This is a genomic window from Helicobacter canadensis MIT 98-5491, assembly GCF_000162575.1.
Lineage (GTDB): Bacteria > Campylobacterota > Campylobacteria > Campylobacterales > Helicobacteraceae > Helicobacter_D > Helicobacter_D canadensis.
The window spans coordinates 304,219-316,335 of sequence record NZ_CM000776.2; the positions used below are offsets into that span (position 1 = coordinate 304,219).

Consider the following 12,117-nt stretch of genomic DNA (forward strand, 5'->3'; position numbering starts at 1 on the left):
TAGAAAATAAAGTTCATTATATCATAATTCCACTTGCAAAAAGGTATTTTGAAAACTTGCTTCTAAAAACTCTTTAAAAACTCCTGTTTTATCGCGTAACATTGCTTTTTCAATGCCCTCTTGCTTGGAGGTTTGGAAGACAATTTTTCCTTTTTTGAGCAAAATAATTTCTTGACATAATTGCAAAATAACCCTTAAATCGTGAGAAATGACAATAAGCGTTAGGGTGAGTTCTTGTTGGATTTTTTTGAGATTCTCTATCATTTGCATTTGTAAATGCACATCAAGATTGGAAAATGCTTCATCTAAAATGAGAATTTTAGGTTTTAAGGCTATGGTGCGTGCAATAGCGATTCTTTGTTGTTCCCCACCGCTAAAATGGAGACTTTTTTTATCAAGATCAAGGGGGTTTATTCCTACAAATTTTGCCAATTCTTCACTCTGTTGTTTTTTGTTGGTGATGCAATGGTAATTTTCTAATCCTTCCAAAATACATTCTCTTGCACTCCATCTAGGATTGAGAGAGCTTTGAGGATCTTGGAAGATTCCTTGTATATTTTGGCGAATCTCTTGATCTGATCCTTTAAAATACCTTTTACCCATAATGATAACTTCTCCACTCTTAGCTTTTTTCAATCCAAGTAAGATTCTTACCAAGCTTGATTTTCCAGCACCATTTTCACCTAATATGCCTAGATTCTTGCCTTGTGTTAGCGAAAAGCTAATATTTTCTAGAATCACCTCTTCTTTTGATTGAGAAAAAAAACTCCCCTTTTTGTAGCTTTGAGTAAGCTGCTTGACTTCAAGTAATTTTTCCACGGAAATCCCCCCAAGGTGTGTTTAGAAGTTTTTGATTTTCTCTTAGTAATTCTTGTGTTTTAGGGTGTTTTGGATTGGTTAAAATTTGATTTTTATCGCCTTGCTCGATAATTATCCCTTGATGAAGCACGATGATTGTTTCTGCCATTTTGGCTGCTAATGAGAGATCGTGGGTAATAAAAAGCAATCCAAAGCCCATTTTTTTCTGCAAGGAAAGCAAGAGATTGGAGATTTGAAGTGTGCCTAAGCAATCTAGATTGCTTGTCATTTCATCTGCGATAATAAAGCTAGGCTGAATGCAAATGCTAAGGGCAATCATTAATCGCTGAAGTGTTCCACCACTTAGCTCAAAAGGATAAGAATCTAAAATGTTAGGGTTTAATCCCACTTCCTTTAGTCCCCAAGAATCTTCTTTTAGGGTGTTTAGATGATGAGCTTTGAGTGTTTCTAGGAAATGTTGCCTTAAAGTAAAGATTGAATCAAAGCAACTTGCAGGATTTTGCAAGATTACTCCGAATCTTTCATCACTTTGGAGAGTGCCAGAGCTTGTAAAATCTTGGGGTAAAAGCCCCAAAATAGCCCTTGCTAAAAGACTTTTTCCACTTCCGCTCTCACCTAAAAGGGCGACTCTTTGGTTGCTTTTGAGATTTAGGTTTAGGTGGTGCAATATTTGTTTCTTGTGAGCAAAAAGGCTAAAGTCTTGAAGGCTTATCATTGTTTTTCCATTGGTAGTGAATATTTATCTCTTAAGGCTTCCCCTAGGGTGTTAAAAATAGCCACAGAAATAAAAATGCAAAGCCCTGGATAAAGCATTAAAATAGGATGTTCCATAATATAAGGTGCGGAATCTTGAATCATCACTCCCCATTCTGGCATAGGTGCTTGCACACCAAGCCCTAGAAAAGAAAGCCCCGAAATGTGTAAAAGCATATGCCCAAAATCAAGTGTAATAAGAATAATCATTTGTAGAAAAACAACAGGCAAAATATGTCTTATGATAATCATAAAATCATTTCCTCCAAGCATTTTAGCAGCTTGAATATGGTTTTGAGTTTTTATTTCAAGCGTGATGCTTCTTATCATTCGAGCATACCAAGCCCAATGCGTAAGCACAATGGCTAAAATAACATTGGTGATTCCAACCCCAAAAATGGCAATGAAAAAAAGTGCCAAAATAAAAGTAGGAAAAGTCAAAAATACATCACAAATTCGCATTAAAATACTATCAAGGAAACCGCCTTTGTATCCCGCAATAATTCCAATCAAAAAAGAGCTTAGAGCGATTAATAGGGAAATGACAAAAACGCTAAAAAGGGAGATTCTAGCTCCATAACCCAAACGGCTTAAAACATCCCTGCCTAAGTGATCTGTGCCTAACCAATGTTGCATTGAAGGGGGTAAGAATTTTTGTTCTAAATCTCCAAGGGTGGGATCATAAGGAAAAATCCAAGGTGCAAAGAGTGCGATAAAAATCAAACACAAAGCAAGAAAAAGAGCAATTTTTAAACGCATTAGGCATTCTCATAGCGGATTTTTGGGTTAAGATAAGCGAGAAGAATATCTACTAAGAGATTTAAAGACACAAAAATAACAACCATAATCATCATAAAGGCTTGAATGACAGGGTAATCGTGGCTATAAATTGCATTCACTGCATATCTTCCAAAGCCAGGTAAGCCAAAGAGAATTTCTACAACTACTGCTCCGCCTAAAATCTCTCCAAAGTGCATACCCAAGGAAGTAACAATAGGGAGTAGAGAATTTTTTAAGATGTGTTTTTGAATGGTTTGTTTAGGTAGATTTCTCGCATAGGCATATAACACACTTCTTTGACTTTGATGCTCTAGATAGCTTACTCGCACTAATTTCATATTAATGGCAATAGACATTAGGCTTAGGGTAATGACAGGGAGGATATAGCTCTTGAGTGAAAAATCCTCATAGGGAGAGAGAATCCCTAGTTTTAAAGTAAAGAGATAGATTAGCAAAAATCCAAACCAAAAGCTTGGTATTGATACACCAAAAAAAGCAAAAGCATTCAAGCTTTTATCTACCCAACTTCCTTTTTTGACTGCGCCAAGTATGCCTAAGAAAACCCCAAAAAATATTACAACAAGCATAGAAAGCAAAGCCAAATTTAGAGTAGTGGGGAGATAATATAGAATATCTTCTAGCACGGGGCGTTTGGTAACATAGGAGATTCCAAAATCTAAGCTCAAGAGATTTTTTAGCCAAAGAAAATATTGCTCAAAAAAAGGTAGATTCAAACCAAGCTCGATTCGAGTGGCTTCTAGGGCTTCTTTGGTGGGTGGAATCTGGGATTGTGTAAGGTAGGCAAAAGCAGGATCAATAGGGCTTAGGCGTAAGATTCCAAAGACGATAAAAGAAACGGCTAATAAAATAGGAATTAAAAGTAGGATTCTTTTACAAAGAAATAGAAGCATTAAAATTCCATATTCTCAAAGAGAAATTCTGTTTCCATAACGCCCATTTGATAGGATTTGATGCGTTCTTTGTTGTAAATTCCAAGCACCACTCCATAGCTAAAAGGAAGATAAATTGCACTTTCATTGAGGAGATTGAGTAATTTTGTGTAGTTTGCTTGGAGAATATCAGGATTAGTTTGGCTAAGGATAGTGTGGATAAGTGTTTCTATTTCTTTGCGAGAATCTAAATCTTTTTGTGCGGCAAAATCGGCGTGAGAGGGGGTTAGCATTGAAGCAATAAAGGAATGTGGATCATAAGGATTCCCCCAAGTTTCATTAAAGATCAAGTCAAAATCGCCATTTTTCTGCCTTTGAAAGAAATAAATTGGCTCTGTGGCATTGAGTTTAATTTTGATACCAATTTTACTTAAATCATTTTGGATGGCTTCGGCAATTGTTTTTTGAATGGGATTATTTGCAATATACACAAGATTAAGAGCTTCTTGCTTGTAAGTGCTTTTTAGGAGATAGTTTTGAGCATTTTTTGGGTTAAAGGCAGGAGCTTGTGGCTGTGTGCTACAAAATTCTAATTGAGGGTTAAAAAGGCTATGGGCTGGTTTGTCAATTTGGAGTAGAATCTTCTCCCAAATGGCTTGGCGATTAATTGATTCTAATAGAGCTTGGCGTAAATTAATATCGTGAGTGGGGCGTTGATTGTTAGCATTAATAACAAGGTGAAAAGTGCCTTGTGGGCTAGAAGTGATGGTTTGGTATTTAGGATTTTTGCTAAGGCGTAAAAAGTTTTCTCGTGAGAGTGAATCTTTGCCTACTAAAATATCCAATGATCCACTTTCAAAAGCTAAGATTCTAGAGTTTGGATCGGGTAGGATTTTCATTGTGAGTTTTGAAATTTCAGATTTTTTGCCTTGATAATTTGGGTTTGGAATAAAAATATCATAAGAACCTAGTTTGCTTTCTTTTAATATCCAAGCGCCACTTCCAATGGGGGCTTTTATGCCATTTTTAGTTGAATTGTTGATCATTGCACTTGGTGCGATAAATCTAAAAGGGCGTGGGAGACTAAGCTCATTAAGAGTAGCAATATAGGGAGTTGTGAGTTTGAGTTCAAAGGTTTTGGAATCAAGTGCTTTGGCATAGGCAATTTTTTGTGTGATTCCAAGCCACAAATGCCGTGCTTTGTTATCTAAAATAGCATTAAAATTTGCCTCTATAGCATAAGCATCAAGTGGGCTTCTATCAGAAAATGCAAGATTGTCTTTGAGAAAAAAAGTGTAAGTTTTACCATCTTTGGAGATTTTCCAAGACTTAGCAATTTCGCCTACAAATTTTTTACCATCAAAACGCACCAAAGATTGATAGAGCATCATTTGAGCATACATTTGGTTGGGTGAATAAAGATGAGGATTGAGATTTCCAGCATTCATCGCCCAAGCACTTGTGATTTCACGCCCAAAAAGTGGCGAAAGCAGTAAAAATGGCAGAAATTTTAGAAAATAAAACAAGAATTTTTTGATATTTCACTCCAAAAATAAAGATTAACTGCTTGAAATTCTACACAAAAAACCTTAAAACTTTGATTGTCTTTATTCTTTTGAGTGTTTAGCTAAAAAAAAGTATTTTTTATGGCGTAAAATTAACTTGAATCAATTTTTTTATTTTGATTTTTTCTTACAATATCGGTTTTAATTTAAAATAAAAGGATAAGTAATGTTAGATTCACACACTAAAGAGATTGTAAAAAGCACGATTCCAGCGCTCAAACAATATGGAGAGGATATTACAAAAGTTTTTTATCGTGAGCTTTTTGGTCGTTACCCACAAGTGCAAGGAATGTTCGATATGGAAAAACAAAAAAATGGAAAACAGCCAAAAGCCTTAGCAATGGCGATTTTAAATGCGGCTAATAATATTGATGATCTAGAAAAGATTCGCCGCTCTGTAGAATCCATTGGAAAAACTCATGTAAGTTTGAATGTTTTGCCTGAACATTATCCACTTGTAGGGGAATGTCTGCTTGTAGCTATCAAAGAAGTGTTAGGTGATGCAGCTAATGATGAGGTAATTGAGGCTTGGGGAAAAGCTTATGGAGAAGTTGCAGATTTTTATATCCATATAGAAGAAGAAATGTATAAAGCACAAAAATAAATTAATCACTACAGAAAGCTTCTAACATTGTAAAATTTAGGGGCTTTTGTGGAATGTATGTAAAAAGCTAGAGTTTGTTTGCTTGAAATACAAAACTCCCAATTAGAAATTTGGGAGTTTATAAAAATTAGTTTTTGTTTTGATCGACAAGCTTGTTTGCGCCAATCCAAGGCATCATAGCGCGAAGTTTTTCGCCCACTTGCTCGATTTTATGGTTGGCTAGATTTTTGCGTTCTGCATTCATTCTCGCATAACCTGCTTTACGCTCTAAAATAAAGTCTTTTGCAAAGCGTCCTTCTTGAATGTCGCTCAAAATCTCTTTCATCGCTTTTTTAGATTCAGCATTAATCACTCTAGGACCGCTTACCATATCGCCGTATTCTGCGGTATTTGAGATAGAATATCGCATATTTGCCAAGCCACCTTCATAGATTAAATCCACGATTAGCTTAAGCTCATGCAAACATTCAAAATACGCCATTTCTTCAGGGTATCCAGCCTCTACAAGTGTTTCAAATCCTGCTTTAACAAGACTACTTACACCACCGCAAAGCACGGCTTGCTCACCAAAAAGATCGGTTTCAGTTTCATCTTTAAAAGTCGTTTCAATAATCCCACTTCTACCACCGCCAATCGCACTCGCATAGCTTAGTGCAATCGCCTTTGCATCGCCTTTGCTTGTGTCTTGCTCTACCGCGATGAGATCAGGGATTCCGCCACCTTTTACAAATTCGCTTCGCACTGTGTGTCCGGGTGCTTTTGGTGCTACCATAATCACGCCTACGCCTTTTGGTGCTTTGATTTGTCCAAAATGGATATTAAATCCGTGCCCAAAAGCAATGATTTTATCTTCACTCAAATTTGCTTTTATGTCGCGTTCAAACACATCGGCTTGTAATTCATCAGGGATTAGAATCATCACTACATCAGCCCACTTTGTGGCTTCACTTACTTCAAGGACTTTGAAGTTTTTTGCTTCTGCTTTTGCCCAGCTTTTGCCACCTTTATAAAGCCCAATAACAACTTCTACTCCAGAATCTCGTAAGTTTTCCGCGTGTGCGTGTCCTTGAGACCCAAAACCGATAATTGCCACCTTTTTCTTTTGGATTAACCCTAAATCACAATCTTTGTCGTAATACACTTGTAATGCCATTTCCAACCTCGTTAAATATAAATTAAGAATTTAAAATTATATTCTTTGCAAACTTAGTAGAAACTTTGATAAATAATCTTAATCAAAGCCTTTTGAATTATTATTCTTTGGGTGTTTCTACTACAAGATCCTTGCGAATTTTTTGAATACTCTTTGAGCCAAATCCCTTTACATTTTTTAAGTCATCAATAGATTTAAAAGGTGTTTTCTCGCGGTAGTCAATAATAGCTTGTGCCTTTGCTTCTCCGATTCCTTTGATGCTCATAAGTTCCTCTTTGTTTGCTTTATTTAAATCAACAGCTCCAAATAAAAAAGATAGAGCCAAAAAAAGTGCAACAAGTAATTTCATTTTTTCTCCTAATATTTGAAATGTGTTTTAATATTAACAGAAAAGTTAAATATATTTTTATTGGAAAATATTATGAGTTTGTAATTTTTGTGAATTTTGGTAACAAATTAGGAAACTTTACGATAGCTCAAAGCTTCTAGTAAATGTTCCTTGGAAATTTTTTCACTTAGAGCCAAATCAGCAATACTTCTTGCAGTTCTTAATATTTTATCTACTCCTCTAGAAGAGAGAGAAAAGCGTTCTTTTGCTAATTTTAAGATTTCTTTTTCTTGATCACCTAAAATACAGAAACTTTTTAGATTTTCCCCTTCTAATCTCGCATTAAAGCATTTTTGATTGCGTGTTTTTTGGAATCTAAAAGCATTTAAGATTTGAGTGTGCATTTCTTTTGAAGTGATGGTGTGCCTAGTTTGCATACCTTCTTGCATGGATACAAATAAATCTAATCTATCCCAAAAGGGATCGGAAATTTTATTTTTATAAGCATTGATTTCTTTTTGGTTGCAACGGCATTCTTTTGAGACGCTTAGCAAATTTCCACAAGGACAGGGATTCATTGCGCCAACAAACATAAAATCTGTAGGACAGGTGATTTTTGCTTGAAGGCGTGAGATAGTGAAATGATGGTTTTCTAAGGGCTCCCTTAGTGATTCTAAGAGATTTTTTGGAAAATGGGGTAACTCATCAAAAAATAAAACTCCAAGGTGTGCGAGACTAATTTCTCCATATTTGACATTTTGACCAACAGCACTTCCTAGAATCGCTGCTTTTGTGGCACTATTATGGGGATTTCTAAAGGGGCGTTGTGCGGAGATTTTTAAGGTGGTTGAGGCAAGTTGTAAGATTTCAGATAGGGTAAGTGGAGGTAGGATATAAGGGATTCTAGAGGCAATCATACTTTTTCCACTTCCTGCACTGCCTTCAAATAAAATATTATGGAAGCCACAAGCGGCTATGAGTGCTGCTCTTTTAGCTCTTTCTTGCCCAATAATGTCTTTAAAATCTAATGGAAAGTGGGTGTTTAAGTAATATTTTTCATCACCAATTGTTTCATAATCAAAGGGCAGATTAGTTGTTGTGGATTCTAAAGGTGGTGGGCATTTTAAAATTTCAATGGCTTCTTTGAGTGTTTCTACAAAATAGGCTCTTAAATTAGGTAATGTGGAGTAAAAATCTTTTGCGCTTTTTGGAAGTATAAAAATGCTATCTTGGTTTTCTTGTTGGCTTAAAAGAGAAAAGAGTAAAGGATAAATAGAAGGGGTGTCTTTAACCCTTCCATCAAGTCCTAACTCTCCAAAGGCAAAATATTTTTGGGGTTTTTTGTCATCAAATGTGAAATCGCAATGTCCATAAAGTGCTATCAAAAGTGCAATGGGTAAATCATAAAAACTACCTTGTTTGGGCAAGTCTGATGGTGAGAGATTAACACTTATTTTTAAAGGAGGAAATTTAAAATCATTAGAAAGTAGGGAAGATTGGACTCTTTGGCGTGATTCTTGGATTGCATTACCTGCTAATCCAGTGATCTGAAAAGAGGGAAGTGCTTTTGTAAAGCTTACTTCCACCTCCACTTTTTTAGCTTCTAAACCTTCTTGTGCGGCACAATACAGAAGGTTTAGTGCCATTTTTCACCCTTTCCTTTTTTGTTTAAGTTCTTTTTCAAATTTCTTGCGTTTGAGAATAGAGAGTTTATCGATAAATAAAATACCATTTAAATGATCAATTTCGTGTTGCAAGGCAACTGCTAAATAATCCTTAGCTTCCATTTCTTTTGGGTTTCCATAGCGATCTTGATAGGCTACTTTTAAAGAAGAAGCACGTTTGACTTCTTCGTAAAATTCGGGGACACTTAAGCAACCTTCATTGAAGATTATTTCACCATCTTTTTCTAAAATTTGTGGATTGATAATTTCTAATAAATCTTCTTTATGTTGATTTCCTTCTTCATCAGGCAGACAAATGAGTAATGCACGAATGGGTTTGGCAACTTGGATTGCAGAGATACCAACTCCATTTTTTTGAAGCATAACTTCATACATCGAATCTAAAAGTTCGTGCAATGATTCATTAAACACTTCAATAGGCTGAGAAATCTGTCGTAAAATGGGGTTTGGATAAGTGATGACTTCTAACATTATTTTTCTCCATAAACAACAAAGGAAAGATTATTGCTTGAAGCTTTTTTGAGGGCTTCAAGAGTATTTTTAAGAATTTCTTTGGATTTTGATTTTTCATTGATTTCGCAGATTCCACTACAAATACTTAAAGATAATTCTTCATCTCCAAGATAAATGTTAGTCTCTACAACTTTTTCAGAAAGGTTGTTAGCAAAACGTTTAGCACTCTCTTTGTCTCTGTGATTAAGCAAAAGACCAAATATGCCTTCTCCATAATAGGCAAGTATATCGCTGCGATTGGCTATTTTTTGAAGTATTTTAGTGATGGTTTTATTAATTAAAATTGCATTTTTTTCCGAGGTTACTTTCTTTTCTAGATTTTTTGTAATTTTGAGTAAAAGCAGAGAGGATTTATGTTTGTCGATAGCTGATTCTTGACATTCCATTTGGACTTTGGTTTCTAAGAAGCGTTGATTGTAAATATTATAACGACTATCACAAATAATCTCTTGAGTGATATTGTCGATTGCCATAGCAGTTTTATCATATGACATTTTGATATCTTTGAGTTGCTTGGTTGAGATTTCACCAATCTTTTTGAGTTCTTTTTCAAAAAGGGTAATGACATTCTGTAGAATATTAGCATTTTGAACAGAATCAATTTCTCTTTCGTGTTTTTTGAGGATATTTTGAAGTAATTGAAAATTGCTAAAAAGAGCACCGACAAGTCGTAGAGTGCTAACCATATAATTTTGAGCTTTAAGCACTTTATTTTCAAGTAATGCTTGTTTTTCAGAAGGGATGAATTCGGCTTGAAGGAATTGCATAGCATTGTTTTTGAAGTCTTGAGGCTTGTCTTCTAAGAGTTTTTCAAAATAGATTTTATAATTACAAGGTGTGGGGGGAATGCCATTAGAGAGAAGTGCTTGAATTACCTGTGTTCCATAAGATTCTATAGAATCATCATTTGCGGGTTTTAATTCTTCTTGACTTTGAATGCTACTATTCGAATCAGTTGAATCAAAAGAAGGAATGGAATCAAAGCTAGAAGGTTTTTCTTCAATTCCATTAGATTCAAAATTAGGTAAATTCGCACCCTCTAAATCTTCTTTCATTGTTAAAGCCCTATTTTAAACTTTTTGTTAAGATATTATCAATTAAGCCGTAATCTTTGGCTTCTTTGGCACTCATAAAGAAATCTCTATCCGTATCTTTAGCAATCTTTTCTAAAGATTGATTAGTGTTATCTGCTAGAATTTCATTTAAAGTTGCTTTTAGGCGTAAGATTTCTTTTGCTTGGATTTCAATATCTGTAGCCTGTCCTTGTGCACCGCCTAAAGGTTGGTGAATCATAATTCTTGAATTAGGCAAAGAATATCGCTTTCCTTTTGTCCCACAGCTTAGCAAAAATGCACCCATACTAGCTGCCTGTCCGATACAAATTGTACAAATATCAGGTTTAATGTAATTCATAGTATCATAAATGCTAAGTCCGCTTGTAACGACTCCGCCTGGAGAGTTAATATAAAGGTAAATATCTTTTTGTGGATCTTCTGCCTCTAGAAAAAGGAGTTGAGAGACAATGGAAGCTGCAACTCCATCATCAATTTGCCCACTTAGCATAATAATTCGATCTTTAAGAAGTCTTGAATAAATATCATAGCTTCTTTCACCACGCCCAGTTTTTTCTATGACAATAGGGACATAATAACTCATTTGGCGTTCTTATTGAGTAGATTAGTTAAGATTCTGTCTTCTAGCATTGCCATTTTGATAGCAGGAATAAGGTTGTTATTTTTGTAGTATTCTAAAACCATTTTTGGATCTTGACGCATTGCCATTGCCTCATAATAGATAGTATTAAGGATTTCATTTTCATTAATATCAATATTATCACGCTTTGCGATTGCATCAATAATAAAAGTAGATTTGACACTTTTTTGTGCTGCATCTCTTTGTTCTTCGCGTTTGGCTTTAAGTGCTTCGGTATCCTTAGCGAGTTTCTCTTGCTCTTCTTTTGGAAGTTTCGCGAATTCGTTTTTTAAGAGTAAATCCATTTCTTGTTCAACAATGAGATTAGGCAAATCAAAATCAATAGCTTTATGGAGATTTTCAATTAAAACTGCTTTTAATTCGTTGTTATAAAGTGCTTGTTTTTTTTCTGCGGCAATTTGATCTTTGATTTTTTCTTTGAGTAATGCTACATTGGCTTCTTTTTCTTCAGGTAAGAGTGTTTTGGCAAAATTATCATCAATTTCTATTTTGCCCTTAGTTTGGATTTCATTGAGTTTGACTTTGAAAGTTGCTGGTTTTCCTGCTAAATTTGCAGCGTGGTAATTTTCTGGGAAAGTGACTTGTATTTCTCTTTCTTCATCTTTTTTCATTCCAATGAGTTGATCTTCAAAGCCTTCAATGAAAGATTTACTACCGATTTTCAAAAGATAATTTTCTGCTTTGCCGCCTTCAAAAGGTTTTCCATCAATAAAGCCTTCAAAATCAATTTTTGCATATTCGCCATCTTTGAGTTTTCTTCTGGCATCCTCTATGCCTACAAGTGGAGCTCTTGCATCAGCAATTTCTTCTAATCGTTGATTGATTTCTTCCTCAGTAACTTCTGGAATCTTGACTTCTGGGATACAGCTTTCTACATCATTTAATGGAATGTCTGGTGCTAAACTTAATTCAATTTCTAGTTCAATTCCATTCTCTTTTTTTTCAAATTTTGTAATTCTTGGATCACCTATAAGAGCATTGGGTTTAATATTGAGTTCTTTTAGGATTTCTTGTAATAAATCCTGCACACATTCTCTTTGCGCATCTGTTTCTAGTTGTTTGCCATAACGCGATTTGATAACTGCTGCTGGAATTTTTCCTTTTCTAAAACCATCAATCTTGAGATTCTTGCCGGCAGCTTTAGTAACTTGATCGATTTTTTTATCTAGTTCGCTAAGTGCGATAGTAGCTTGTGCATTTGCATTTGCACTATTGATTTTATTGACCTTTAAACTCGGATTCATACTTTCTCTACTCCAAAAATAAAAATACTTAAAGTAAATAAGTCTATCAAAAATTTACTTAAAATTACAT

General features: G+C 35.0%; 13 protein-coding genes. 1 reads left to right on the forward strand and 12 read right to left on the reverse strand.

Annotated elements, in window-relative coordinates; all coding sequences use genetic code 11:
- Nucleotides 1-21: 21 nt before the first annotated feature.
- From HCAN_RS01560 to nikA, 5 genes are read right to left on the reverse strand one after another with little or no spacing between them, the layout of a single operon-like run.
- Complete coding sequence (locus HCAN_RS01560) at nt 22-819, reverse strand: ATP-binding cassette domain-containing protein (protein ID WP_006656569.1); 798 nt, start codon at nt 817-819, stop codon at nt 22-24.
- Entirely contained in the window at nt 803-1,534 is a 732-nt protein-coding gene (locus tag HCAN_RS01565) for an ATP-binding cassette domain-containing protein (protein ID WP_006656727.1), read from the reverse strand. The genes HCAN_RS01560 and HCAN_RS01565 overlap by 17 nt, the downstream gene beginning before the upstream one ends.
- Nucleotides 1,531-2,331, reverse strand: coding sequence for a nickel ABC transporter permease subunit NikC (gene nikC, locus HCAN_RS01570; RefSeq protein ID WP_006656570.1), 801 nt, complete (start codon nt 2,329-2,331; stop codon nt 1,531-1,533). Before nikC ends, HCAN_RS01565 begins: the two co-directional genes overlap by 4 nt.
- Nucleotides 2,331-3,263: an ABC transporter permease subunit gene (locus HCAN_RS01575; RefSeq protein ID WP_006656571.1), complete on the reverse strand. Its 933-nt coding sequence runs from the start codon at nt 3,261-3,263 to the stop codon at nt 2,331-2,333. Before HCAN_RS01575 ends, nikC begins: the two co-directional genes overlap by 1 nt.
- Nucleotides 3,263-4,768, reverse strand: coding sequence for a nickel ABC transporter substrate-binding protein (gene nikA, locus HCAN_RS01580; protein ID WP_006656572.1), 1,506 nt, complete (start codon nt 4,766-4,768; stop codon nt 3,263-3,265). Before nikA ends, HCAN_RS01575 begins: the two co-directional genes overlap by 1 nt.
- A gap of 205 nt (nt 4,769-4,973) precedes the next feature.
- Between nikA and HCAN_RS01585 the strand changes: the two genes are divergently transcribed.
- Entirely contained in the window at nt 4,974-5,411 is a 438-nt protein-coding gene (locus HCAN_RS01585; RefSeq protein WP_006656573.1) for a globin domain-containing protein, read from the forward strand.
- 127 nt (nt 5,412-5,538) lie between these two features.
- Here the strand turns inward: HCAN_RS01585 and ilvC are convergent, their stop codons facing one another.
- From ilvC to tig, 7 genes are all read right to left on the reverse strand, one after another.
- Complete coding sequence (ilvC, locus tag HCAN_RS01590) at nt 5,539-6,564, reverse strand: ketol-acid reductoisomerase (protein ID WP_006656576.1); 1,026 nt, start codon at nt 6,562-6,564, stop codon at nt 5,539-5,541.
- A 100-nt stretch (nt 6,565-6,664) separates the two neighbouring features.
- Nucleotides 6,665-6,913 carry a ComEA family DNA-binding protein gene (locus tag HCAN_RS01595; protein ID WP_006656728.1) on the reverse strand — a complete coding sequence of 83 codons (249 nt, stop codon included), beginning with the start codon at nt 6,911-6,913 and terminating at the stop codon, nt 6,665-6,667.
- 107 nt (nt 6,914-7,020) lie between these two features.
- Nucleotides 7,021-8,538: a YifB family Mg chelatase-like AAA ATPase gene (locus HCAN_RS01600; RefSeq protein ID WP_006656577.1), complete on the reverse strand. Its 1,518-nt coding sequence runs from the start codon at nt 8,536-8,538 to the stop codon at nt 7,021-7,023.
- A 3-nt stretch (nt 8,539-8,541) separates the two neighbouring features.
- Nucleotides 8,542-9,048: a peptide deformylase gene (gene def, locus HCAN_RS01605; protein WP_006656578.1), complete on the reverse strand. Its 507-nt coding sequence runs from the start codon at nt 9,046-9,048 to the stop codon at nt 8,542-8,544.
- Complete coding sequence (locus tag HCAN_RS01610) at nt 9,048-10,145, reverse strand: GGDEF domain-containing protein (protein WP_006656729.1); 1,098 nt, start codon at nt 10,143-10,145, stop codon at nt 9,048-9,050. The genes def and HCAN_RS01610 overlap by 1 nt, the downstream gene beginning before the upstream one ends.
- Nucleotides 10,146-10,155: 10 nt before the next feature.
- Nucleotides 10,156-10,746 carry an ATP-dependent Clp endopeptidase proteolytic subunit ClpP gene (clpP, locus tag HCAN_RS01615; protein WP_006656580.1) on the reverse strand — a complete coding sequence of 197 codons (591 nt, stop codon included), beginning with the start codon at nt 10,744-10,746 and terminating at the stop codon, nt 10,156-10,158.
- On the reverse strand, nt 10,743-12,047 hold the full coding sequence (tig, locus tag HCAN_RS01620) for a trigger factor (RefSeq protein ID WP_006656581.1): 1,305 nt from the start codon (nt 12,045-12,047) through the stop codon (nt 10,743-10,745). Before tig ends, clpP begins: the two co-directional genes overlap by 4 nt.
- Between the last annotated feature and the right edge of the window lie 70 nt (nt 12,048-12,117).